Source organism: Pseudomonas sp. XS1P51 (genome assembly GCF_054897845.1).
The window spans coordinates 6,358,338-6,383,506 of the sequence record NZ_CM142707.1 but is presented as its reverse complement, the minus strand read 5'-3'; the positions used below and the strand labels follow the sequence as shown (position 1 = coordinate 6,383,506).

The following is a 25,169-nucleotide window of genomic DNA, read 5'->3' as shown; positions in this document are numbered from 1 at the left end:
GCGGTAGCGGCAGTTAAAGAAAAAGGCGGCTCCTGTGAGGGAGTCGCCTTTTTTTGCGCCAAAAAGTCAGGGCCCAACCACCCCGACCAGAGGCTGCGGAAACAGATTATTGAGCGTCTCCAACAACCGCACGTGATAAATCGGCTTGCGAAACAGGTCGAGTACCTGCAACCGCAACATGTCGCTGACATCCTCCATATCCGCATGACCCGACGTCACGATCACCGGCAAATGCTGGCGGGAGGTGTGCTCGCGCAGGCGCTTGATCAGCGACATGCCGCTCTCCTCCGGCATCCTCAGGTCAGTGATCACCAACGCGATATCGGGATGACGCGTGAGGTGTTGCAGCGCGAGCTTGACCGAGGTGGCGGTAAAACAATTGAAGCCCTCGCCCTCCAGCAACTCCGCCAACTCCAGCAACGCGTCCTCTTCGTCATCGACCAGAAGAAGCTGTTGGCGTGCAAGTGCAGGAGAGTTCATAGGCAACACCTGTAATGGACTGAGCGCTGACGTTAGAACCCCTTCGGAGCATTGGCAAGTTGCCCAAGCGCCTGATGTCGTTATCAGAGTGCACCTTTGATTTCATTGAACAGGGTGGTGATCGAGGTGCCCATGCCCGCGCTGAGTCCGGCAATGACTACCGCGACCATCGCTGCAACGATCGCGTATTCGATACCCGACGCTCCCTCGGTGTCTTTGGCCAGCCTCTTGTAGAACGCAATTTCGGATTTGATCTTCTGAACAAGCTGGGTGAAGGACATGGCATTTCTCCTTGAATGACCTGGGGTGTTGCACCGCCGCAACATGATTCCCCTATGCCAGCATCAGCATTGTCGGCATTCCCGGTACCGACAACTGTAAGAACGAATTATCACTAAAGTATTAACTGTTTCGTTGACGCCAGAAAAACATCAAAAAAGGCTCTGGAGCACTGCTTTCCTTAGAAACTTTCCAATCACTAATGGCATTTTGCTCTACCTGCGCTACGGTCAAATAGCGAAAGAATTCCATGTTCATAGCTGCCTGATTGCGAAGTTGTCTCGTTGGGATGTAACGAGTTTTTTAAGCAGCAGGAAAGGGAGAGCCGTCATGAACAGTCGTGTCACTCTGGGCCTTGCCGGATTGTTTCTGGTGGGCGCCATCATTGCCGGTTACTGGGGCCTCGCGTTGAGTCGTCAGCCGGCGTCCGAGCCCGTCGCGCAAACCGACATCGTCACGCCTGCATCACCCGCCCCGGCGCCCGTGCCAATGGACGACCCCACCCGCCAACCGGTGGTGGTGCTGGTGCATGACGTCGCGCCATTCGTGCCGATCACCGCCGCCGACGTTGCCCTGGAAAAACTCCGTACCGTACCGGCGGGCAGCCTGACCCGCCTCGATCAGGCGATTGGCCGCACGCCCTGGCGCGCCCTCACCGCCGGCAGCTGGCTCAATGACGAAAGCTTCGAGGCGGGCAGCCAACTGGCGCGGATGATTCGTCCCGACGAACGCGCCCTCGCCGTGGCGGTGGATGAAGTGATCAATGCCGGCGGACAACTGACACCGGGGGATTATGTCGATGTGCTGCTGTTCCTGCGCATGGACGCCAACAACCTTCAGCCGTCGGCCCAGCTTGTGGTGCCGGCCCTGCGGGTGCTGGGAGTGGGCGAACAGTTGGGGTTGACCAACGACGGCCAACCCGCAAGCCCCGCTCGCAGCCACGAAGAAAAGCTCAAGCAGGAACAATTGCGCGCCAGCGCCCGCACCGTATTGCTCGCCGTCCCTGAGCCGCTATTGAGTCGCCTCATGCTCGCCGCCCAGGCCGGCGTGCTGCGCCTGGCCGTACGCAGCGCGGAGGAAAAACGCCTGTCCCGCTACTGGGCCGGTGAAACCGATTCGGCGGCCTCCATTGCCAGCGCCAACCGCGAGTTTATCCGGTTCAGCCAACTGGCCATGACGGCGCCGCCCAAACCTGTCGCCACAAGCGGCGGCGCAGCACCGCGCAAGTCGAGCGTAGAAGTCATCCGCGGCAATGAAATCACCCAACAAACCCCCTGAGTCGAGCAAGGACGCATTCAATGCGCAGACGTTCCACGCCCCTGTTCCAAGCCCTGCTCTGGGTCTCCCTGCTGAGCGGACTGCCGCTCACGGCGACAGTCGCCGCCGTCGGACATTGCGCCGCACTCGGGTCATTACCGGCGGTGCTGGAAGTGGGCGAAGGGCTGCAACAGGAATTGCAATCGCCCGTGGCAATCACTCGGGTGGCGGTGGGTGATCCGAAAATCGCCGACGTGCGGGTCAACGGCAACCAGGCGTTTTTACTCACCGGCATGGCGCCCGGCGCGACCAGCCTGATGGTCTGGACATCCTGCGCCAGCGCACCGCGCCAGAGCATGGTATTTGTGCAGGGACGTGCCACCGCGGCCATGACCTCAGCCACGCTACCGTCCAATGATCCGCTGCTGCCGTCGCAAGTGCAGACGGATATTCGCTTCGTCGAAGTCAGCAGGACCAAACTGAAAGAGGCCGGCACGTCGATTTTCGGCAAGGCCTCGAACAACTTTCTCTTCGGCGCCCCCGGCACCGTCCCCAACACCGGTGTGACGCCGGGCGTGGTGCCGCTGTTCAACATCGACCCACGGATTGCGGCGCCGAGCATTCCGCTGCTCAACGACAGCTTCAACATTGTCTGGGGCGGTGGCAGCAGCAAATTCCTCGGTATCGTCAACGCGCTGGAAGGCAGCGGCTTCGCCTACACCCTGGCGCGACCGAGCCTGGTAGCCCTCAGCGGGCAGAGTGCAAGTTTCCTGGCCGGCGGTGAAATCCCGATCCCGGTGCCCAGCGCCAACAGCAACAGCTACTCCATCGAATACAAGGAATTCGGCATCCGCCTGACGCTCACGCCGACCGTGGTCAGCCACGACCGCATCGCCCTCAAAGTGGCGCCGGAGGTCAGCGAACTGGATTACAACAATGGCGTGACCATCGGCGGCACCACCGTGCCCGCGTTCACCATTCGCCGCACCGACACCAGTATTTCCCTGGCCGATGGCGAGAGTTTCGTCATCAGCGGTTTGATCAGCACCCACAACGCGTCGGAAGTCAGCAAGTTCCCGGGGCTGGGCGACATCCCGATTCTCGGCGCGTTCTTTCGCAACTCCCTGCTCAAGCGCGAAGAGCGCGAGCTGTTGATGATCGTCACACCGCACCTGGTGCAGCCGTTGGCCGCCAACGCAAAACTGCCGTCGTTGCCCGGTGAAAAACTGCGCAACTACGACCCCAACTGGTATCGCCTGTACTTCCTCGAAAACGGCAACTTCGATAAACGCAGCGGGTTATCGCAATGAGCCAGATCCAGAACCTGAGCCAGACCTTTCTCGCCATCACGCGCAACAGCACCGACCTTGAATGGTTGCAAGGCGCCCTCGCCCCGTTGGGCCAAGTGGTCAGCGCCGGTGGCGGCAGCCTCGACGAACTGCTGGCGCTGGTGGACGTGACCTTTGCCAGCCTGGTGTTCGTCGGGCTGGACCGGGAACACGTGGTGGCCCAGAGCGCGTTGATCGAAGGCGCACTGGAAGCCAAACCGATGCTGGCAATCGTCGCGTTGGGCGATGGCATGGACAATCAACTCGTGCTTAATGCGATGCGCGCCGGCGCGCGGGATTTCGTGGCGTATGGTTCGCGCTCCAGCGAAGTCGCGGGCCTGGTGCGACGCCTGAGCAAACGCCTGCCCCCCGTGGCACCGAACACCCAACTGGGCGGCCTGACCGTGCTCTACGGCGTACAGAGCAATGCCGACGGCGCGCTGCTCGCCAGCCACATGGCGCAAGTGGTGCAGAAGAGCGGTCAGCAAACGCTGTTGCTGGACCTCGGCCTGCCGCGCGGCGACAGCCTGGCGTTGCTCGGGCTGGAGAGCTCGTTTCACTTCGGCGATGCCTTGCGGCATTTGCGCCGCCTCGACGCGACGTTGATCGACAGCGCCTTCACCAGCTGCGAGGCCGGGCTGCGAATCCTCGCCTACGCCAGCCACGATGAACCGCTGGAGCACACCAGCGCCGCCGAGTTGTACATGTTGGTCAGCGCTCTACGCCAACACTTCCAGCACATCGTGGTGAACCTCACCGGCCAGCCGGACAGCGAGGCGCTACGCACCTTTGTCAGCCATTGCGACAAGTTGCTGTGGTACACCGATCAGAACGTGCTCGACTGCCGTCGCAACCTGGCGGTGCTCAACCTCTGGCGCGAAAAAGGCATGAAGCTCGATCACGCCTGGCTGCTGGTAGACCGCTACCTGCGCAACATCGCACCGGACGCCGACACCCTGAGCAAAAGTTTCGGCATGGAGATCATCGCCACCCTCGCCTACAGCCCGGAAGTGCGGCTCAACGCCAAAAACCAGGGCGTGACCCTGTTCGAACTGGCTCCCCGCGAAGGCCTGACCCAAAGCCTGCGCACCCTCGGCGAACGCCTGGCCAAGCGCTCCGAAGGCCTGGCCAAACCCAAGGCGGGCTGGTTCAACCGACTGAGGGGCGCGCAATGAGTGGCGAAAAACTGTTCGGTACCCCGGCGCGTACAACGACCGGCAACACCGACCACGAAGGTCTGAAACTGGTGCTGCACCGCTACATCATCGACACCATCGAAGAGTCCGGGAAAAACCTGCTGGAGGGTTCGCGGCAAGTGCTGGCGCAGTTCGTCATCGACAAGGTGGCCGAGTACATCGCCCGTTTGCACCTGGCGATTTCCCGTTATGAGATGGAGCGCCTGGCTGAAGAAATCGTCGACGAACTCACCGGTTTCGGGCCGCTGGAAGTGCTGCTGCGCGACCCGGCGGTGACAGAGATTCTGGTCAACGGCCCGCACCGGGTGTTCATCGAACGCGACGGCGTGCTGCATCAAAGTGACCTGCGCTTTATCGATGCGCACCACGTCGAGCGGGTCATGCAACGGATCCTCGCGCCCCTCGGCCGGCGGCTGGATGAGTCTTCGCCGATGGTCGATGCGCGCCTGCCGGATGGCAGTCGGGTCAACGCGATCATTCCACCGATTGCCCTCGACGGCCCGTGCCTGTCGATTCGTAAATTCCGCAAGGACATGCTCAAAAGCACCGACCTGATGGCGATGCAAACCATCGATCAGGCGATCTTCGATTTCATTCAGGAGGCCGTGGGCAAGCGCTGCAACATTCTGATCAGTGGCGGCACCGGCACCGGCAAGACCACGCTGCTGAACATTCTCAGCCAGTTGATCAACCCGCACGAACGACTCGTCACCATCGAAGACGTCGCCGAACTTCAGCTCGGCCACCCGCATGTCGTACGCCTGGAAACCCGCCCGCCGAATGCCGAAGGGCACGGCGAAGTGAAGGCCAGCGATCTGATCCGCAACGCCCTGCGGATGCGCCCGGACCGGATCATCCTCGGTGAGATTCGCGGCGTCGAAGTACTCGACGTGCTCACGGCGATGAACACCGGCCACGACGGTTCCATGAGCACCGTGCACGCCAACAATGCGCAAGATGCGCTGCTGCGTCTGGAGACACTGGTGGGCCTGACGGGCCGCACCATCGCCGAACGGACCCTGCGGCAAATGATCTGCGCCGCGCTGGACGTGGTGATCCAGTTGACGCGCATGCCCGATGGCCGTCGCTGTGTCAGCGAAGTGGTGGAGGTGGTTGGCATCCGCGATGACATCTACGTGACCAACACCTTGTTCCGCCTCGACCGTCGCAGCGGTTTCGGTTTCATGCGCGAGGCGGCCAACCCCGCCGGCGACAAACTGCGCCGCGAGTTGGCGCTCTCTCCCTCCACGTACTGAAGGCCACGGCATGCTCAAACCGGTGCTGCTCATCCTCGTTTGCCTGGGCTTGCTCGGGCTGTCGATCCGCCTGTTCTACAGCGCCTTGCGTCAGACCGGCACCGATCGGGTGCTTGGCCGGCTGACCCAGGGGCAACCGCAACGGGTGGCGGAGAAGTCCTCCTGGGCCGGCGTGGATCGGGCGTTCATGCGTGCAGGCCTCGGGCGTCCTACCGAACGCATCGGGTTATGGCTGTCGCTCTGGGCGTTTGCTCTCTTGCTCGGTTTTGCCGCCAGCGGTTGGTTCGGTGTGCTGGTGCTGTTGCTGCTGCCGCCGTTGATGCTGCGGCTGTACGTCAATGGGCGTTATCAGCGCCGCCTCAAGCGCATGATCGAACAACTGCCGTCGTTGCTCGATCACACGGTGCGCAGCCTGAAGTCCGGGCGCACGTTGGCCGACGCGGTGCTGGGCGCCATCGACGTCGCCGAAGACCCGCTGAAAAATGCCATGGGCCGGGTGCAGCGCAACGTGCAATTGGGCGTCAGCCTGGCGGACGCGGCCTCGGACCTTGCCGAGTTGTATGAGAAAGACGAACTGCGTTTGTTCGCCCTCGGCTTGAAGGTCAACCACCGCTACGGCGGCAATGCCAGCGAGCTGCTGGAGAACCTGATCAAAATGATCCGCGAACGCGAGCAGGCAGCGCGCCAGCTCAGCGCCATGACCGGTGAAACCCGCGTCACGGCCTGGGTGCTGGGTTGTTTGCCGATTGGCCTGGCCGGTTATTTCCTGGCGTCCAACCCTCACTACTTGCTCGCCATGTGGCACGACAGCTCGGGGCAAGTCATGCTCGCGAGCGCGTTCGGCCTGCAAGTGGTGGGCAGCCTGGCGCTCTGGCGCATGTTGCGCAGCGTATGAAAATGCCTCTGCTGATCAGCGCACTGCTGTTTCTCGGCGCCACGCTGTTGCTGCTCGTTGGCCTGCTGGAACAGCGTCGGCGGGTGCGTCAGGTGGCGCAGCGGCTGGACGGCAAACTGCCGGGCGATAGCCGCGTGGATCAGTGGATGCAGAGGCTGGGCAGCAGTCGGATCGGTCAGCGTTCGGTCAATCTGGACAACGAAACCCAAACGCTGCTCAACCGTCTGGGCTGGCGTAGCGCCCGTCGACGTTCGCTGTTCGCCGCGTTCCAGATCGGCGTACCGGTGCTGGCGTTGGCCCTGAGTTTGCTGATCCAGGGCGTGTTCTTCCCGCAAGTGGAAAACCACTGGATCGCCCCGGCCTTCGCCACCGGCTTCGGCTACCTGTTGCCCAAACGCTTGCTGGCCAGCGCGGCACACCGTCGGCAAAAACAGGTGGCCACCGAGATTGCCACCTTCATTCCGCTGCTGCGCATCCTGTTCGAGTCGGGCATGGCGGTGGAGCAGTCGCTGCGCGTGTTGAGCAACGAAGGCCAACAACTGATGCCGGCGCTGACCCGTGAACTGCGCCTGGTGCTGGCCCGTGTCGATTCCGGGCTGGAGCTGGGCGAAGAATTGAACAAGGCCAGCCGGTTGCTCGCCGTGGACGAGTTCACCGACACCTGCGTGATTCTTCAGCAGTTGATCCATCAGGGCGGCGGTGCGATGAAATCCCTGTTGGCGCTCAAGCTGCTGCTCGATGACCGGCGCCTGACACGCCTGCAGGAATACATCTCCAAAATGTCCGCCAAAATGTCCGTCGTGATGATGCTGTTTCTCTTCCCGGCGTTGTTGATCGTGCTGGCCGGCCCGGGTTTTACCGCCCTGAGCCGGGCCTTGGCTTCTTAGAGGGAACCTGATGAAAGCAATGATTGCCGGTTTGAGTCTGCTGTTGCTGAGCGGCTGCGCGAGCAACGGTCCAACACCCTGGAGCGCCCTGACCAACACCGCCAGCTGCGGCAAAATGAGTTCCGATGAACAGCTGTCGCTGAACCTCGCCGACGACATGGCCAACGACGGCAAACTGCACGCCAGCCTCGCCAACCTGCAAAGCCTGCCCGATCACCTGGCCGACGTGCGCCTGCGCAAGGCCAAGGTCTATCGACTGTTGGGTCGCAGCGAAGCCGAGCCGTTGTACCGCAGCCTGCTCGGCAGTTGCCTGGCCGCCGAAGCCGAACACGGCCTGGGCCAACTCGCCGCCGCCCGGGGCGACAACGACCTGGCACAAGCCCACTTGCAACGGGCCGCGCGACTGGCACCCACCGACGAGAAAATCCGCAACGATTTGGGCGTGGTGTACCTCAATCAATTGCGGGTCGAGGATGCGCGTTTTGAGTTTCTGACGGCCATGGAACTCAAGCAGAGCGATCAACTGGCGGCGCTGAATCTGGTCACCTTGCTGATCTATCAGGATGACTGGAGCCGCGCCGCCGAACTGGTCAGCCGCCTCGGCCTGAGCCCCGCTCAGGTCACCGAAGCCCAGGCGCGAGCGGAAAAGCTCAAGGCACCGGGCAAGTCCGGCTCGACCGCCGCCAATCAGGTTGCGGCCATCGCCGCACCAGCCCTTCAATAGAGAGAGGCTTCTGATGAAACCGACCATCCTCTGCTGCCTCGGCCTGCTGGCCCTGCCCCTCACTGCGCACGCCATCGACCCCGGCCCCGCCTCGCCCCAACAACAGGAAACCGAAGGCTGGCTGCAACTGCAAAGCAGCAACCAGGCGGCCTCCCGGAAACCGCAGACCTCCACCGCGACCGAGCGAGAGCTGAGCATGCAGCGCTGGCTGAAGAGTTATGAACATGCGATCCCGCGGTACTTCGAGCAGGATGAGGGGGGCAAGGTCTACAGTGAGTCGGGCGGTTAATGCCTGTCAGCTAAGGACTTGAACGCCGCAAAACCTGTGGGAGCGAGCCTGCTCGCGATAGCGGCCTTACATTCAACATGTGTGTTGTCTGCCAGTCCGCTATCGCGAGCAGGCTCGCTCCCACAGGTTCTTCGGCGCATCTGATCGGGTGGTTTTTCTTTGGGTGAGCGCGCGTGTTTAAACGCTGTCAGCGTTACTTCATGAAAGCTACAAGACCTTGCGCCGTTGCCTACGGCTACGCCAGAATCCGCCGGCTTGTGCGCCTTGGGGTCGCTCGGTAACTTGATTCGTGTCACTGCTCATCAGTGATCGGGTTTAGTCGCCCGGCTAGTCCATCTACGGTTGCACAAGTGTCATCCAGTCAGGCGTTCGCCTGTACCTGATGGTGGCTGTGCGCATGGCGCCCTCGGGCGCGCCGGGTTTTGGTGGGCTTTACCGGTCGACTAACTTGCGCACAGCCGCCTCCCTTTCGTTTAGTCGCGAGATGGTCACGGCCCTACTTATAGGAAAGTCGCCATGTTCAAAGTCACACCCAACCCGCCAGACACCGATCCCGCATCCCCCTACGAACCCGATTCAAAAAAACTCAACGAAGCCGCCGAACGCGCCCTCGATTTCCACTTCCCGTCGTCCGCCGACATCAAAGCCACGCCGCGCACACCCAGCTCCCTGTTTACCGTCGACCCGGACGCCACCACCGAAACCCTGGTGGTTTATCTGGTCGAGACGCTAGCCTCGGTCGATGTGATGGTCCATCACTTGGTGGATCTGCTGGACGGCGGATCGCGCAATGCCCTGCTGGGCATTTCCAACAGCATCATGCTCGCGGAGATCACCGCGAACCGCGTGCTGGATCAAATCGATCCTCAATAAACGAGGTCAAGGTTTACCCCTGTGGGAGCGAGCCTGCTCGCGAAGAGGCCGTCAGCCTCGACATCAATGTTGACTGACCCACCGCTTTCGCGAGCAGGCTCGCTCCCACAGAGTTCTTCGGACATTTTCTGTTCGAGCAAACACCCTGAATTAACCGCAACCATTGAAACCACCCCCCACCTGCCCCATCTAAGACCCATACCCCATTGCGCAGGTGCCCCATGAGCGACCAGCAAGAATTCCCCGAAGACCCGAGCGAATACGCCGACCCAGAGAACGCCGAACACCACTCCACCGGCAAAGGCCTCGCCCTGCCCGGCCAGAACCTGCCGGACAAGGTCTACATCATTCCGATCCACAATCGCCCGTTCTTCCCAGCCCAAGTGCTGCCGGTGATCGTCAACGAAGAACCCTGGGCTGAAACGCTGGATCTGGTGAGCAAATCCGAACACCACTCCCTGGCCCTGTTCTACATGGACACGCCCCAGGAAGACCCGCGCCATTTCGACACCTCGGTCCTGCCGCTCTACGGCACGCTGGTCAAGGTGCATCACGCCAGCCGCGAGAATGGCAAACTGCAATTCGTCGCCCAGGGCCTGACCCGCGTGCGAATTAAAACCTGGCTCAAGCACCATCGCCCGCCATACCTGGTGGAAGTCGAATACCCGCACCAGCCCACCGAGCCGACCGACGAGGTCAAGGCCTACGGCATGGCGCTGATCAATGCGATCAAGGAACTGCTGCCGCTCAACCCGCTGTACAGCGAAGAACTGAAGAACTACCTCAACCGCTTCAGCCCCAACGATCCGTCGCCGCTGACCGACTTCGCCGCCGCCCTGACTTCGGCCACCGGTAGCGAGTTGCAAGAAGTGCTCGACTGCGTGCCGATGCTCAAGCGCATGGAAAAAGTCCTGCCGATGCTGCGCAAGGAAGTTGAAGTAGCGCGCCTGCAGAAAGAGATTTCCGCCGAAGTTAACCGCAAGATCGGCGAGCATCAGCGCGAGTTCTTCCTCAAAGAGCAATTGAAGGTCATTCAACAAGAGCTGGGCCTGACCAAGGACGACCGCAGCGCCGACATCGAACAGTTCGAGCAGCGCCTGGAAGGCAAGGTGTTGCCGGCCCAGGCGCAGAAACGCATCGAAGAGGAAATGAACAAGCTGTCGATCCTCGAGACCGGCTCGCCGGAGTACGCGGTCACCCGCAATTACCTCGAATGGGCGACCGCGGTGCCGTGGGGCGTGTACGGCGAGGACAAACTCGACCTCAAGCACGCGCGCAAGGTGCTCGACAAACACCACGCCGGCCTCGACGACATCAAGGACCGCATCCTCGAATTCCTCGCCGTCGGTGCTTATAAAGGCGAGATCAGTGGCTCCATTGTCTTGCTGGTCGGCCCGCCGGGCGTGGGCAAGACCAGCGTCGGCAAATCCATCGCCGAGTCCCTTGGCCGGCCGTTCTATCGCTTCAGCCTTGGCGGCATGCGTGACGAAGCCGAGATCAAGGGCCACCGCCGTACCTACATCGGCGCGCAACCGGGCAAACTGGTGCAGGCGTTGAAAGACGTCGAAGTGATGAACCCGGTGATCATGCTCGACGAGATCGACAAGATGGGCCAGAGCTACCAGGGCGACCCGGCCTCGGCGCTGCTGGAAACCCTCGACCCGGAACAGAACGTCGAATTCCTCGACCATTATCTGGACCTGCGTCTGGACCTGTCGAAAGTGCTGTTCATCTGCACCGCCAACACGTTGGATTCGATTCCCGGCCCATTGCTGGACCGGATGGAAGTGATCCGCCTGTCGGGTTACATCACCGAAGAAAAAATCGCCATCGCCAAGCGTCACCTGTGGCCGAAACAACTGGAGAAGGCCGGCGTGTCGAAAGGCAGCCTGGCCATCAGCGACAGCGCGTTGAAAGCCCTGATCGATGGCTACGCCCGCGAAGCCGGGGTTCGTCAGTTGGAAAAGCAACTGGGCAAACTGGTGCGTAAAGCCGTAGTGAAACTGATCGACGAGCCGAAAGCGGTGATCAAAATTGCGCCGAAAGACCTCGAAGCCTCCCTCGGCCATCCGGTGTTCCGCAACGAACAAGTGCTGTCCGGCACCGGAGTCATCACAGGTCTGGCCTGGACCAGCATGGGCGGCGCGACCCTGCCGATTGAAGCGACGCGCATTCACACGCTCAACCGGGGTTTCAAACTGACCGGGCAACTGGGTGACGTGATGAAGGAGTCGGCGGAAATTGCCTACAGCTACGTCAGCTCCAATCTGAAGTCGTTTGGCGGTGATCCGAAATTCTTCGACGAAGCGTTCGTCCACCTGCACGTCCCGGAAGGCGCCACCCCGAAAGACGGCCCGAGTGCCGGCGTGACCATGGCCAGCGCCCTGCTGTCCCTGGCCCGCAACCAGCCGCCGAAAAAAGGCGTGGCCATGACTGGCGAACTGACACTGACCGGGCATGTGCTGCCGATTGGCGGAGTGCGCGAGAAAGTGATCGCGGCGCGGCGGCAGAAGATCTTCGAATTGATCCTGCCGGAGCCTAACCGCGGAAGCTTCGAAGAACTGCCGGACTATCTGAAGGAAGGGATTACCGTGCACTTTGCCAAGCGCTTTGCGGATGTGGCGAAGATATTGTTCTGATAGTCATGTAGCGCCCGCACCATCGCTTTCGCGAGCAGGCTCTCTCCCACAGGTTGATCACTGTCCCCTGTGGGAGCGAGCCTGCTCGCGATGGCGTCGGCCCTCACAGCACAAATCCCCAGGCCAACTGCAAGGTGTGGCTGTCACAATTTGTCTCATCTTCAGTTATGCTCGCCGTTCGTCGTGAATGCCGGAGCCACTGACCTTATGTCCCCCACCCGCCTGTTTGTCCCCCTCGCGCTCGTCCTGCTGACCGCTTGCGCCACGCAACCGAAACAGAACGTGACCGTGGAAAAACAAAGCGAATGCCCGGTAAAACTGCACAACGGGCAGAATCTGATCCTGACCTTGCCCAGCAACCCGACCACGGGTTACCGCTGGGCCATTCAGGACTCGGCCGGTGGCGTATTGCGCGCACTGGGGCCGGAGGTTTATCGAAACCCGGAAGATGCCGGCGTCGTGGGCGCGGCCGGCGTATCGACCTGGCGTTTTCAGGCGTTCGGAGCCGGTTCCGGGCGCTTGCGCCTGACTTCGCAACAGCCTTGGGCACCGGAAGTGCCGGCGGTGGAAACCTTCGACTGCGCGATTTCGGTTAACTGATCGTGGGCTGGCTGGTTCTGGCGCTGATGGGCGCGGTGACCTTTCTCTACGGTCTGAGTGTGCACGCCGCGCTGCTGTGCCTGCTGGTCAAACCACTGCCGGTGCTGGCCCTGCTCGGTTGGCTGCATGACGCACCGCCCAGCGAGTATCGGCGCTGGATCAGCCTTGGATTGATTTTCTCCCTGCTCGGCGACGTATTGCTGGCGTGGCCGGGGGATTTGTTTGTGTTCGGCCTCGGCGCGTTTCTGGTCGCCCACCTGGCGTATCTGAAGGCCTACTTGAGCGATTGCCGGCGGCTGGCGCTGTTGCCGCTGATTATCGCGTTGGGTGTCGGCGCGGTATTGCTGGGGATTTTGATTGCCAATGGGTTGGGTCCACTGCTGATCCCGGTGATTGTCTATGGCCTGGCCATCAGCGCCATGCTCTGGAGGGCGCTGGCTCGCTTGGGCACCGACGTGCCCAAACGCTCGGCGCTGCTGGCGGCAGTGGGGGCGGTGGCGTTTGTGTTTTCGGACAGTGTGATTGGCATCGACCGGTTTGCTGCGCCGTTTAATGCGGCGCCCTACGTGATCATCCTCAGCTATTGGCTGGGGCAATGGGGGATCACAGCGTCGGCGTTCACCCACAAACCGCGTTTAGCCTGAGAAAAAGATCGCAGCCTTCGGCAGCTCCTACACTTGGAATGCGCTCCCCTGTAGGAGCTGCCGAAGGCTGCGATCTTTTGATTTACGGTTTATCAGACAACCCGCGCATCCCCGCGCCAACTTGGCTAAAATGCCGGCCTTTTCCACCTACGCCGCTGGAACCGCCGTGAGCAAAGACCCCGATCGCCTTTTCGCCCAGCCTCTGGCCCAGGTGCCTGACTTCGCCTTTAACGAGGACGTGGTGCGGGTGTTCCCGGACATGATCAAGCGCTCGGTGCCCGGCTATCCAACCATCGTTGAAAACCTCGGCGTGCTCGCTGCGCAGTTCGCCCAGCCCAACAGCGTCCTTTACGACCTGGGCTCGTCCTTGGGCGCGGTGACTCAGGCCCTGCGCCGTCACGTGCGCACCGACGGTTGTCGCGTTATCGCTGTGGATAACTCCGCCGCCATGGTCGAACGCTGCCGCGAATACCTCAACGGTCAGGACTCGATGTTCCAGGAGTTGCTGCCAGTCGAGGTGATCGAAGGCGACATCCTCGCCCTCGAGTTCCAGCCAGCCTCGGTGGTGGCGCTGAACTTCACCCTGCAATTCATCGCCCCGGACCAGCGCACCGCGTTGCTCTCGCGCATCCGCCAATCGCTGCTGCCCGGTGGCGCGTTGATCCTTTCGGAAAAGCTGCGCTTCACCGACCCCGAAGAACACGCGTTGCTCACCGACCTGCACGTCGCCTTCAAACGCGCCAATGGCTACAGCGAACTGGAAATCGCCCAGAAACGCAGCGCCATCGAAAACGTCATGAAGCCCGACAGCCTCGAAGAACACCGCGAACGCCTGCTGGCCGCCGGTTTCTCGAAAGTCGTGCCGTGGTTCCAGTGTCTTAACTTTGCCTCGTTGATTGCCTTGCCATGATTGATCTGTCCCCCCTCGCCCGCCGTCTGGCCGGCACGCCGCTGGCCGACTGGGCCAACACCCTGCAAGCGCACCTCGACAAGAAAATGGAGAAAGGCCATGGCGACCTGGAGCGCTGGCAGAGTGCGCTGGACGCCTTGCCGAAAATCCAGCCGAGCGAAGTCGACCTGCTCAATGGTCTGACCCTGGACACCGATTGCGACGATGAAACCCGCGCGCAGATGCGTACCGCGTTGATGGGTTTGTCGCCGTGGCGCAAGGGGCCGTTCGATCTGTTTGGCGTGCATGTCGACACCGAATGGCGTTCGGACTGGAAGTGGTCACGGGTTGCACCGCATCTGGACCTGAAGGGTAAACGCATCCTCGATGTCGGCTGCGGCAATGGTTACTACATGTGGCGCATGCTCGGTGCCGGTGCGGACAGCGTGATCGGCGTCGATCCGAACTGGCTGTTTTTCTGCCAGTTCCAGGCGGTTCAGCGTTACTTGTCCGAACCGTCGGCCTGGCATTTACCGTTTCCGTTCGAAGACCTGCCGCCGAACCTGGAAGGCTTCGACACGGTGTTTTCCATGGGCGTGTTCTACCACCGTCGCTCGCCGATCGAACATCTGCTGGCGCTGAAGGATTGCCTGGTCAAGGGTGGTGAACTGGTGCTGGAAACCCTGGTGATCGAAGGCGATCAGCAGCAGGTATTGGTGCCGGAAGACCGTTATGCACAGATGCGGAATGTGTGGTTCCTGCCATCGGTGCCGGCGCTGGAACTGTGGCTGCGGCGTGCCGGGTTCACGGATGTGAAGTGCGTGGATGTCAGCGTGACCACGGTCGAGGAACAGCGTGGGACGGAGTGGATGAAGTATCAGTCGTTGAGCGACTTCCTTGATCCTGAAGATCACAGCAAGACCGTTGAAGGCTTGCCGGCGCCGATGCGTGCCGTCATCGTCGCCCGTAAGTAACCCTCTGATTTCCGCCCCACTAGAGATCCCCCTGTGGGAGCGAGCCTGCTCGCGATGAGGCCCTTTCAGCCAATAAAGATGTTGGATGTCAGTCCGCTATCGCGAGCAGGCTCGCTCCCACAGGGGGTCGGTGTTTAGTCTGCGGGTTTGGCTCTACGGGCCTTGAAGAATTCGCTGAGCACCGCCCCGCACTCCTCGGCCAACACCCCGCCTTCATACAGCACCCGATGGTTGAGAAAGCCCTGGGTAAAAAACTGCCCCTGACTCTGCACAATCCCGGCCTTCGGCTCCAAAGCGCCATACACCACCCGCGCAATCCGCGAATGCACGATCAGCCCCGCGCACATGCTGCACGGCTCAAGCGTCACGTAGAGCGTGCTGCCCGGCAAGCGATAGTTGCTCGCCGCCTGAGCGGCAGCGCGGATCGCGACCATCTCGGCGTGGGCACTCGGGTCGTTGCCGCTGATCGGGCAATTGAAGCCACGACCGATGATTTCACCGTCCTGGACCAGCACCGCGCCCACCGGCACTTCGCCCAGCGCCGCACCTTGAGCGGCCAGGGCCAGCGCTTCGCGCATGAAGTCACGATCACGGCTGCGGTCGATGATCGCCGCGGGACGTATCTGACGCATCACGCCACCTCGATGGCGGCCATCAGGCCGGTTTCCATGTGGTCGATCACATGGCAGTGGAACATCCACACCCCAGGATTATCTGCGACCAACGCGACTTGCGCGCGTTCGTTCTTGCCCAACAGGTAGGTGTCGGTGAAGTACGGAATCACCTTGTGCCGGTTCGAGGCAATGACCTTGAAGCTCATGCCGTGCAGGTGAATCGGGTGCTGGTATTGAGTCATGTTCTTCAATTCGAAAATGTAGCTCTTGCCCTTCTCAAGTTTGGCAATCGGGCGGTCGGCACAGGTCTTGTCGGTGATGTCCCAGGCCTTGCCGTTGATCTGCCACAGGCTCGGCGGCTTGCCGTTGTCGACGTTCACCGACACCGAGCCGACCCATTCGAAATTGAAGTTGAGTTTCTCGGCATTGGCCAGGTCCGGCTCGGCCACCGGGTTGGCGGGCAGCGCGGGAGGCCACTCGGTGGGGGCATCGCTGTTGGCTACCGAACGAAACGTGCCCAATCTCACCGGGCCGTTGCGCAGGGACAGTTCTTCACCGACGGGTGGGGCCTTGATTGCCAGGCAAATGCGCATGCCCGGGCCGAGCCAGTATTCCTTACCCAACGGGCGTGGCTCGATGGGGTTGCCGTCCAGCGCGTAGATCTGCGCTTCGACACCCGGGATGTTGAGGCGGTAAGTCAGGGTGTTATCAAGGTTGAGCACGCGTACCCGGGTGATCTGCCCGGCAGGCAGGTCGATCACCGCTTGCGAGACACCATTGATGGTCGACAGACGTCCCGCCGTACCACCACGGGCCGCTTCGCGAGGAATGCTGAACGCGACAAACGCGCCTTGTTCATCGACGTGCCAGCTCTTGAGGCTCAAGGTCTTTTCGTACTTGAAACCGGTGGGCTCGCGCTCTTCGACAATCAGCGGCCCGACCAGCCCTCGGCCAAGTTCTTCGCTGCTGTTCACGTGCGGGTGATACCAGTAGCTGCCGGCGTCGGGCACGCGAAATTTGTAGTCGAAGTATTCTCCCGGCAGTACAGGAAGCTGCGAGACGTAGGGCACGCCGTCCATTTCCAGCGGCAGGCGGATACCGTGCCAGTGAATGGTGGTCGCCACCGGCAGGTGGTTGATGAACCGCACCCGCAGCCATTCGCCCTGACGCACGCGTAACTCGGTGCCCGGTGCCGACGAGCCAAACGCCCAGGCTTCGGTCTTGTGCCCGGCTACCAGCTCGACGTCCAGCGGTGCCGCGATCAGTTCATAGTCGTGGCCGGCATCCGCGTCGGCCATCTTGCCCAACCAGTACCGCGATGCGCCACCCGCTCCGACACCAACGACAACAAGACCGGCCAGGCCACCGAGAATTTGGCGACGGGTAAAGGACATGAACTCAACTACCTCACGTATCAGCGACAGGCGCGGGGGCCTGTAAAAGGCGAATACGATACACCTGCGGTTGAGAAACAGTAAGGGCGGCGCGGCGACTGGTCACAGTTGCTCCCAAAAAGATCGCAGCCTTTGGCAGCTCCTACATTTGATCGTCGTACACCCTGTAGGAGCTGCCAAAGGCTGCGATCTTTTCGGGGCCGCTTACCTCCCCAGCCCTAATAAAAGGTGAACAACCCCGCCATCCAACGTCATCATCCCCGGTATCCCCGCCGCCCTCAGTGCCTGCCGATCCACCCGCCCCACATCCCGCAACGCCACCCGAACCCGGGTCAGCGCCACAGGTTGCTGCGACTTGAGGTTATCCACACCGCCCAACGCCGCCACGACATTCGCGGCCAACCCGGAAGCTGGCTGGACAACCCCCTTCAGCTCATCCGCGATCAGGTCCGGGGTCAACGCCTTCCAGAACGCCCGCTGCATTTTCTCGAACATGTTCAGTTCTCCAGAACCAGTGAAGTATCGACCGTCGCCTCGTGATACAGCCGCAAGGCCTCGCGCACCTGTTCGGCGCTTTCCAGCCCCAACACCTGCTGGGCGATGGCCTGGCAGTCCACCAGGTCTACTTCACGAACCGCCGCCTTGATCGCCGGAATCAACGGCACACTCACCGACAATTCATCCACCCCAAGCCCCAGCAACAGCGGCACCGCCAGCGTCTCGGACGCCATCGCGCCACACACGCCGACCCATTTGCCATGGGCATGGGTGGCCTTCACGGTGCTGGCGATCAAACGCAGCACCGACGGGTGAAAACTGTCCGCCTGACTGGCCAGGCGCGGGTGATCGCGGTCCATGGCCAAGGTGTATTGGGTCAGGTCGTTGGTGCCGATGGAGAAGAAGTCCACCTCCGGCGCAAACAGGTCGGCCATCAGCGCCGCGGCCGGCACTTCAATCATGATCCCCAGTTTCGGCAGTTCCGTGAGGCCCAGCCCCAGCGCCTCTTCTTCCAGCAGCTGTCGGGCCAGACGCAACTCCGACAACTGCGTGACCATCGGTAGCATGATGTGCAGACGCGCCAACCCGGCGCTGCTCAGGATGGCCTTGAACTGGTCGCGCAACAGCTGCGGACGCTCCAGGCACAAACGAATGCCGCGCATGCCGAGGAACGGGTTGGTTTCGCTGTCCATCGGCACGTAGGCCAGCGGTTTGTCGCCGCCGACATCCAGCGTGCGCACCACCAGGTTGCGAGCCGGCCCCAACGCGCGGGCGATGGCGCTGTAAATGGACGCCTGTTCGTCAGGGCTCGGTGCGTGGTTGCGGTCCAGATAAAGAAACTCCGAACGCAACAGCCCGACGCCCTCGCCACCCAGGGTCATGGCCTGCTCGGCTTCGCTCAGCGAGGCGACGTTGGCCGTCACTTCGACGGGGTGACCATCGCGGGTACAAGCGGCCAGTGTGGCGTGTGCCAGCTCATGTTGATGGCGTTTCTGTTGTTGCTGACGCTTGGCTTGCAGCTGTTCGATGACCGCGAGATCCGGGTCCAGATGCAACTCACCTTTGTCGGCATCGAGCAAAACCTGAGTGCCGTTGGCCAGTGCCAGCACGTGCACGGGCAATCCGCAGATCGCCGGCAAACCGAAGGCCCGGGCAAGAATCGCGACGTGGCTGGTAGCGCCACCGCCGACCGTGGCGAAGCCCAGCACCTTGCGAGTGTCGAGCCCGGCGGTCTGGGAGGGTGTCAGTTGATCGGCGATCAGGATGGCCCCTTCAGGCAACTCCATGGCGTGATCCTGTACACCCAGGATCAGCTTCAGCACTCGCTGGCCGACATCGGCCAGGTCCGCCGCCCGTTCGGCCAGCAATGCACTGCCCAACCCCTTGAACAAGGTTGCGGTCGCCTCGGTGGCCGCTTGCCAGGCAAACGCTGCGCTTTTGCCTTCGCTGATCAGCGCCTGGGCCTGATCCAGCAGACTCGGGTCTTCGAGCAGTTCCTGGTGTGCCTTGAAGATCTCTGCCTGAGCCTCCCCGGTCGCCTTGTCACGCAACTGCTGCAAGGCCAGATCCGCCTCAACCAAGGCACGAGACAGCTGCTCGCGCTCAACATGCGCACCGACGCCGGACTCGCTCACTTCAAGCGTCTGCCCGGCGAACTGCACCACCTGACCAAACGCCGAACCCGCCGACGCGCAGACACCGCGCAACACGTTCAGCGATGACGGCTCACCCGGTTCAACGTTCGCCACCACCGTCACGGATTCCCCACAACCCGCCGTCAGCAATTGCGCCAGTGCCCTGATCGCCGCTTCGGCATCCGGCCCCGCCGCGCTGATTTGTACGATGTCGCCGAAGGCCGTCTGCAACGCCATGATCGCCACCAGGGATTTGGCGTTCGCGCTCTCCTGCTGTTTATGCAGGTAAATGCTCGCCGAAAAACTTTTCGCCGCTTGGGCGAACACCGCGGCCGGACGGGCATGCAAGCCGTTCGGGTTGGCCAGCGTCACCGGTTTTGAAAACAACGCCTCGCCCTCTTCTTGCACCGGCTCATCAGTTGTCTGGGCGACGGGATTCAAACTCAGCAGCGGCTGGCCACTGTCCACTGCACCCGTTTCCGGCGTCAGCCAGGTGAACGGTTCACCGCTGACCACCAGCATCAAGGTCAACAAACTGCGCGCGTTCAAGGCAATGTAATCGGCATCAAACTCGATCAGCGCCTGCCCCACCTCAACTCGCTGGCCTTCCTCCACCAACTGGGTGAACCCCTTGCCGGCAAGGTTCACGGTGTCGAGCCCGATGTGCATCAGCACCTGAACGCCGTTGTCGTCGGTGATGCTGACGGCATGCCCACTGGTCTGCACATTGCTGATCACTCCGGCCAGCGGCGCGCACAAGGTTTGCGAAGTCGGGTCGATGCACAGCCCGTCGCCGATCACGCGGCTGGAAAACACCGGGTCCGGCACTTGGTCCAGTGGCATCAGCACGCCGGACAGCGGCGCGAGCAGTTGCAATTGTTGGGGTGTGGCCATGACGTCACCTGCTGTTTTGTTCTTTATAAAAGACTTGCGATCTCGCGATACCGATAGGAGCTGCCGAAGGCTGCGATCTTTTGATCTTAGGCGTCCTCGATGACGCCAAAAGATCGCAGCCTTCGGCAGCTCCTACAGGTTATGCATCGCTTATTTCCACCAGTACTCGACCTGCAATCCGACGTTCGCACCGTGCCGCGCCGTGCCGGAGGCGCCGGTGTCAGACAACGCCGAACCTGCCGCCAATTGATTGGCCGCCCGTTTGGCCGCCTCGTTCCAGCTGGCATAGGTGTAATACAGACGCACCTCGGGGCGCGCCCAGAATTCCGGGCCCTTGGGCGACCAGGTCGGGGCGAAAGTGAACTTGCTCAGCTTGCGCGTGCCGCCCGTGGCTTCGACCTGATCGTGACCCAGTTCGGTCACCAGTTTGAACTGCTCGCTGATGGCGTAGGCCGGACGAACGCCCAGGGAAATCCAGTTCTGATCGCTGCCGTCCGCACGAATGTCTTTCTGGTAGACCGCCTCGACTTGCCCGCCGAATCGCGGCGTCACCTGCCAGTCGAAGAACTCCACTACCCGGTAGCTTTTGTTGCTGTCATCGAGCTTCACGTTACCGGTATAGCCCAACCCGGTACCGGGGCCTTCACCGTACTGGAAGGCCAGTTTGTTCTTGCCGCCCAGAAAACCTTTCTGCACATGCTGGGTGGTGATCGCCCAGCCGCGGTGTGCGTCGCGGCTGTCAGGCTTGTCGATGTAGCTCAGGCCGAATTCCAGCTCACCGCCGGGGTTGGTGTCGAAACCGGCGACGTTGAAGTCGTGACGGTTGATGTAGTCCTTCTGGTACAGGTTGTCCTTGCGCGAGAAGGCATAGCTGTATTTCAGATCGCCGATCAGCACGTCCTCGATACCGCCACCGGTGGCGCTCTGGTTCCAGTAGTAGAAGTCTGAAATGTGAATATCGTTCCGCTTGTAGTAACGCCGACCGGCCCACAACGAACCGCCGTTGAGGCCGGGCATGTTCGACCATTGCGCGTACAGCTGCGGCAGGCGCACCGAGCCGTTGTCGCCCTTGAACGTCAGGCTGCGGTCGTACTGGTTATACAGCGAGGCCATGCCATCGACGCTGAGCACCGAACCGTCGTCCAGCGTGTACAGATCCTGACGCAGTTCCAGTTCCCCATACTGCTCGCATTCGTTGCCCAATCGATATTTCGTCTGCGCCCCCGGCAACTGGAAGCACGACTGGGCACTGCTGTTGACCGAGGTACCGACGCCGCTGCGCAAGTAACCGCCGAAGTCCAGCGCCTGGGCCGAAAGTGGCAACGCCAGGCACATGCTCGCGGCTACAAGGCTGCGATTTATTGTTGTTTTCAAGAACCACCCCATTATTTTTATTGTGTTGTTCCGCAAATTCGGCGCGCAAAACTCCCCCGCGCAGCGTTCTGCGTGTTTTTTAACTTGGTGTTTTCTAGTGGTCGGTCAGGTGCAGAACGAACGACTCATAAGGCCGTAACAAGACCTGCCGATTTCGCACCGGACAGTCCGGGTAGTTGCTGATCACCAGGCGCTGGACCATGGCTTCGCTGATCACTTCATCCGGCAGCAGCACTTCGCACGGCGTGCCGTAGAAATTGTTCAGCACCAGCAATCGCTCGCCATTACCTTCCCGCACGTACGCCCAGATTTGCGTGTGCTCAGGCAACAACTGTCGGTAAACGCCGTCGGACATCAGCGCCTCACTGCGGCGCAGGGCAATCAACTGACGGTAGTGGTGCAGCACGGAGTCCGGGTCGTCGAGCTGGTTGGCAACGTTGATCTGCGCCGCGTTGGCCGGCACGCCAATCCAGGGTTCTGCCGCGCTGAAGCCTGCGTTCGGTTCGGCGTTCCAGTGCATTGGCGTGCGGCCGTTGTCGCGGGACTTCTGCATGATCGCCGCCATGTTGTCGGCGTCGCTCGCACCGGCTTCGCGCTTGAGCCGGAAGATGTTCAGCGTCTCGACATCACGGTACTGATCGATGTGATCGAAGCCCGGATTGGTCATGCCCAGTTCCTCGCCCTGGTACACGAACGGCGTGCCCTGGAGGAAGTGCAGCGCGGTGCCGAGCATCTTCGCCGAGACCACCCGATATTCGCCGTCGTTACCGAAACGCGAGACCACCCGTGGTTGGTCGTGGTTACACCAGAACAGCGCATTCCAGCCACCGCCGGCCTGCATGCCGGTCTGCCAGTCGGAGAGGATGCGCTTGAGTTCGAGGAAGTCGAAATCGGCGCGAATCCACTTCTGCAGGTTCGGGTAATCGACCTTCAGGTGATGGAAGTTGAAGGTCATCGACAGTTCTTTCGACGCCGGCCGCGAGTAGCGAATGCAGTGTTCGAGACGGGTGGACGACATCTCGCCGACGTTGATCAGGTCATGACCTTCGAAGACTTCGCGGTGCATTTGCTGCAGGTATTCGTGGACGTTCGGGCCGTCGGTGTAGAACCGCCGGCCATCGGTTTTGTCTTCGGGGAAATCCGCCGGTTTGGAGATCAGGTTGATCACGTCCAGACGGAAACCACCTACACCCTTGTCGCGCCAGAAACGCATCATCTTGAAGACTTCGGCGCGCACCTTGGGGTTGTCCCAGTTCAGGTCGGCCTGGGTGTGGTCGAACAAGTGCAGGTAATACTGGCCGGTCTGGGCTTCGTACTCCCACGCCGAACCGCCGAACTTGGATTCCCAGTTGTTTGGCTGGTCGCGCCAGATGTAGAAGTCGCGGTAGGGGTTGTCGAGGCTGCTGCGGGCCTGCTGGAACCAGCTGTGCTCGATCGAGGTGTGGTTGACCACGATATCGAGCATCAGCTTGATCCCGCGCTTGCCCGCCTCGGCGATCAGCAACTCGCAATCGGCCATGGTCCCATAGCTCGGATCGATGGCGTAGTAGTCGCTGATGTCGTACCCGTTGTCGCGCTGGGGCGAACGCAGGAACGGCGTGATCCACAGGCAATCGACACCCAGCCAGTGCAGGTAATCGAGCTTGGCCACGACACCGAGCAAATCACCCGTGGGGTTGCCGGCGTGGCTGTGAAAACTTTTCGGGTAGATCTGGTAGATCACCGAACGTTGCCAGTCTTGCATGGCGGGATTCCTTCTTGAATTGGGTACGAACCCTGTAGGAGCTGCCGAAGGCTGCGATCTTTTGATCTTGATCTTCAGCAAGACCGTCGAAGATCAAGATCAAAAGATCGCAGCCTTCGGCAGCTCCTACGGGCGATAGCCATCTGTCAGGCGACGCGATACCCCGGCCGGACAATCTTCATGCTCAACCCACAGGTCAGAACAAACGGCACGACCATGGCGATGACCATTCCGATCACAAACATCGGAATGAACTGCGGAATGATCGAGATAAATCCGGGCAGACCACCGACGCCAATGGCCGAGGCCTGGACCTTGTTCAGCGACAGGAAGATGCAGCCCAGCGCCGAGCCGGTCAGCGCGGCATAAAACGGAAATTTGTAGCGCAGGTTGACCCCGAACATGGCCGGTTCGGTAATGCCGAAGTAAGCGGAAATCGCCGAGGTCGAGGCCATGCTTTTGTCCCGCACATTGCGGGTCATGTAGAACACCGCCAGTGCCGCGCTGCCTTGGGCGAGGTTGGACATGACGATCATCGGCCAGATGAACGTACCGCCCTGGGTGGAGATCAACTGCAAGTCGACCGCAAGGAACATGTGGTGCATGCCGGTGATCACCAGCGGCGCGTAGAGCAGGCCGAAAATCGCCCCGCCGACCATTGGCGCCAGGTCAAACAGCGTGACCACGCCTTCGGTAATGAGAATCCCCAGATGCCGGGTCACCGGACCGATCACCGCCAATGCCAGCACACCGGTGACGACGATGGTAGTGATCGGCACCACCAGCAATTGCACCGCATTAGGCACCCGTGCCCGCAGCCATTTCTCGATGACGCTCATCACATAGGCCGCCAGCAGGATCGGCAGGATCTGCCCCTGATAGCCGACCTTCTCGATCTGGAACAAGCCAAGAATGTCGAAGTACGGCAGGCTCTGCCCGTCCAGCCCAGCCACCGCTTTACCGTAGTTCCAGGCGTTGAGCAGATCGGGATGAACCAGCATCAGGCCGAGCACAATGCCGAGGATTTCGCTGCCGCCAAACCGCTTGGCCGCCGACCAGCCCACCAGCGCCGGCAGGAACACAAACGAGGTGTTGGCCATCAGGTTGATCAGGCTCCAGAGGCCGTCAAGCTTCGGGTAGGCGTCCAGCAGGGTCTGGCCCTCGATGAACATGCCCTTGGCGCCGATCAGGTTGTTGATGCCCATCAGCAGGCCAGCAATGATCAGCGCCGGCAGGATCGGCATGAACACATCGGAAAAGACCCGTACCAGCCGCTGCATGGCGTTGATCTTGTCGGCGCTTTTCTGTTTAACGTCGGCGATGGTTGAAGCCGCGAGACCTGTCTGGCGACGCAGTTCGGCATAAACCTTTTCGACTTCGCCAGGACCGATGACCACCTGGAACAGGCCACCGGTGAAGAACGAACCTTTGACCAGGTCGATCTGGTTCAGCGTGGCGCTGTTGACCAGGCTCGGGTCCCTGAGGGCCAGGCGCAGCCGTGTGACACAGTGCGCGGCCTGCTCGAGGTTGTCGCTGCCACCGAGGCTTTGCAGCAGCTCAGTGGCGATATTCGGATAGTCGTGGCTCATGCTTGTTCTTCCGCTGTAGTTTTTTGTTATTGGCAGCACGCCGAAGCGAAAAGTACTCGTCTGTACGAGTTAAAGCAACAACTCGTACAGACGAGTTTGATTTTGTTTATCCTGAACCCGACCGGCGGCGACATTTCCTACCTCTGAAGTCAATGAAACCCAAAGCCGCATGGACAAACCCCTACCCGGCCCTTAAGGTTCAAAACCTTGAGTACATT

General features: G+C 61.2%; 23 protein-coding genes. 14 read left to right on the top strand and 9 right to left on the bottom strand.

What is annotated here, in order from left to right:
• Nucleotides 1-66: 66 nt before the first annotated feature.
• Nucleotides 67-480, bottom strand: coding sequence for a response regulator (locus tag ACYZUD_RS29555; protein ID WP_462021361.1), 414 nt, complete (start codon nt 478-480; stop codon nt 67-69).
• 83 nt (nt 481-563) lie between these two features.
• Nucleotides 564-761 carry a Flp family type IVb pilin gene (locus ACYZUD_RS29550; RefSeq protein ID WP_462021360.1) on the bottom strand — a complete coding sequence of 66 codons (198 nt, stop codon included), beginning with the start codon at nt 759-761 and terminating at the stop codon, nt 564-566.
• A 328-nt stretch (nt 762-1,089) separates the two neighbouring features.
• On the opposite strand from ACYZUD_RS29550, the gene cpaB reads away from it, so the two are divergent.
• From cpaB to cmoB, 14 genes are all read left to right on the top strand, one after another.
• Complete coding sequence (gene cpaB / locus ACYZUD_RS29545; protein WP_462021359.1) at nt 1,090-2,037, top strand: Flp pilus assembly protein CpaB; 948 nt, start codon at nt 1,090-1,092, stop codon at nt 2,035-2,037.
• A 20-nt stretch (nt 2,038-2,057) separates the two neighbouring features.
• Nucleotides 2,058-3,326: a type II and III secretion system protein family protein gene (locus ACYZUD_RS29540; protein WP_462021358.1), complete on the top strand. Its 1,269-nt coding sequence runs from the start codon at nt 2,058-2,060 to the stop codon at nt 3,324-3,326.
• On the top strand, nt 3,323-4,519 hold the full coding sequence (locus tag ACYZUD_RS29535; RefSeq protein WP_462021357.1) for an AAA family ATPase: 1,197 nt from the start codon (nt 3,323-3,325) through the stop codon (nt 4,517-4,519). Before ACYZUD_RS29540 ends, ACYZUD_RS29535 begins: the two co-directional genes overlap by 4 nt.
• On the top strand, nt 4,516-5,796 hold the full coding sequence (locus tag ACYZUD_RS29530) for a CpaF family protein (protein WP_462021356.1): 1,281 nt from the start codon (nt 4,516-4,518) through the stop codon (nt 5,794-5,796). Before ACYZUD_RS29535 ends, ACYZUD_RS29530 begins: the two co-directional genes overlap by 4 nt.
• 10 nt (nt 5,797-5,806) lie before the next feature.
• Nucleotides 5,807-6,691 carry a type II secretion system F family protein gene (locus tag ACYZUD_RS29525; protein WP_462021355.1) on the top strand — a complete coding sequence of 295 codons (885 nt, stop codon included), beginning with the start codon at nt 5,807-5,809 and terminating at the stop codon, nt 6,689-6,691.
• Nucleotides 6,688-7,578 carry a type II secretion system F family protein gene (locus tag ACYZUD_RS29520; RefSeq protein WP_462021354.1) on the top strand — a complete coding sequence of 297 codons (891 nt, stop codon included), beginning with the start codon at nt 6,688-6,690 and terminating at the stop codon, nt 7,576-7,578. Before ACYZUD_RS29525 ends, ACYZUD_RS29520 begins: the two co-directional genes overlap by 4 nt.
• 10 nt (nt 7,579-7,588) lie before the next feature.
• A complete protein-coding gene (locus tag ACYZUD_RS29515) occupies nt 7,589-8,302 on the top strand; it encodes a hypothetical protein (protein WP_462021353.1) in 714 nt (237 codons plus the stop codon).
• A 13-nt stretch (nt 8,303-8,315) separates the two neighbouring features.
• Nucleotides 8,316-8,591 carry a DUF3613 domain-containing protein gene (locus ACYZUD_RS29510; protein WP_462021352.1) on the top strand — a complete coding sequence of 92 codons (276 nt, stop codon included), beginning with the start codon at nt 8,316-8,318 and terminating at the stop codon, nt 8,589-8,591.
• 516 nt (nt 8,592-9,107) lie between these two features.
• The gene (locus tag ACYZUD_RS29505; protein WP_462021351.1) at nt 9,108-9,464 is read left to right on the top strand and encodes a DUF6124 family protein; all 357 of its coding nucleotides are present in this window, start codon (nt 9,108-9,110) and stop codon (nt 9,462-9,464) included.
• Nucleotides 9,465-9,685: 221 nt separating this feature from the next.
• Entirely contained in the window at nt 9,686-12,103 is a 2,418-nt protein-coding gene (gene lon / locus ACYZUD_RS29500; RefSeq protein ID WP_462021350.1) for an endopeptidase La, read from the top strand.
• 207 nt (nt 12,104-12,310) lie between these two features.
• A complete protein-coding gene (locus tag ACYZUD_RS29495) occupies nt 12,311-12,703 on the top strand; it encodes a protease inhibitor I42 family protein (RefSeq protein ID WP_462021349.1) in 393 nt (130 codons plus the stop codon).
• A gap of 2 nt (nt 12,704-12,705) precedes the next feature.
• The gene (locus ACYZUD_RS29490; RefSeq protein ID WP_462021348.1) at nt 12,706-13,347 is read left to right on the top strand and encodes a lysoplasmalogenase; all 642 of its coding nucleotides are present in this window, start codon (nt 12,706-12,708) and stop codon (nt 13,345-13,347) included.
• A gap of 130 nt (nt 13,348-13,477) precedes the next feature.
• Nucleotides 13,478-14,257 (top strand): carboxy-S-adenosyl-L-methionine synthase CmoA, encoded by a 780-nt coding sequence (cmoA, locus tag ACYZUD_RS29485; protein WP_462021347.1) that lies wholly within the window; start codon nt 13,478-13,480, stop codon nt 14,255-14,257.
• Nucleotides 14,254-15,210, top strand: a complete 957-nt coding sequence (gene cmoB, locus ACYZUD_RS29480; RefSeq protein WP_462021346.1) for a tRNA 5-methoxyuridine(34)/uridine 5-oxyacetic acid(34) synthase CmoB — start codon at nt 14,254-14,256, stop codon at nt 15,208-15,210. The genes cmoA and cmoB overlap by 4 nt, the downstream gene beginning before the upstream one ends.
• Before the next feature lie 134 nt (nt 15,211-15,344).
• Here the strand turns inward: cmoB and tadA are convergent, their stop codons facing one another.
• The 7 genes from tadA to treP all read right to left on the bottom strand — a co-directional run bounded on the left by tadA (nt 15,345) and on the right by treP (nt 24,951).
• Nucleotides 15,345-15,842 carry a tRNA adenosine(34) deaminase TadA gene (gene tadA / locus ACYZUD_RS29475; protein WP_008014671.1) on the bottom strand — a complete coding sequence of 166 codons (498 nt, stop codon included), beginning with the start codon at nt 15,840-15,842 and terminating at the stop codon, nt 15,345-15,347.
• Nucleotides 15,842-17,218, bottom strand: coding sequence for a multicopper oxidase family protein (locus ACYZUD_RS29470; protein ID WP_462021345.1), 1,377 nt, complete (start codon nt 17,216-17,218; stop codon nt 15,842-15,844). Before ACYZUD_RS29470 ends, tadA begins: the two co-directional genes overlap by 1 nt.
• Nucleotides 17,219-17,422: 204 nt before the next feature.
• Nucleotides 17,423-17,713 (bottom strand): PTS transporter subunit EIIB, encoded by a 291-nt coding sequence (locus ACYZUD_RS29465; protein WP_462021344.1) that lies wholly within the window; start codon nt 17,711-17,713, stop codon nt 17,423-17,425.
• 2 nt (nt 17,714-17,715) lie between these two features.
• Entirely contained in the window at nt 17,716-20,244 is a 2,529-nt protein-coding gene (ptsP, locus tag ACYZUD_RS29460) for a phosphoenolpyruvate--protein phosphotransferase (RefSeq protein WP_462021343.1), read from the bottom strand.
• 150 nt (nt 20,245-20,394) lie between these two features.
• Nucleotides 20,395-21,618, bottom strand: coding sequence for a carbohydrate porin (locus tag ACYZUD_RS29455; RefSeq protein WP_462021342.1), 1,224 nt, complete (start codon nt 21,616-21,618; stop codon nt 20,395-20,397).
• Nucleotides 21,619-21,712: 94 nt separating this feature from the next.
• The gene (gene treC / locus ACYZUD_RS29450) at nt 21,713-23,362 is read right to left on the bottom strand and encodes an alpha,alpha-phosphotrehalase (RefSeq protein ID WP_462021341.1); all 1,650 of its coding nucleotides are present in this window, start codon (nt 23,360-23,362) and stop codon (nt 21,713-21,715) included.
• A 146-nt stretch (nt 23,363-23,508) separates the two neighbouring features.
• On the bottom strand, nt 23,509-24,951 hold the full coding sequence (gene treP / locus ACYZUD_RS29445) for a PTS system trehalose-specific EIIBC component (protein WP_462021340.1): 1,443 nt from the start codon (nt 24,949-24,951) through the stop codon (nt 23,509-23,511).
• Nucleotides 24,952-25,169: the final 218 nt, after the last annotated feature.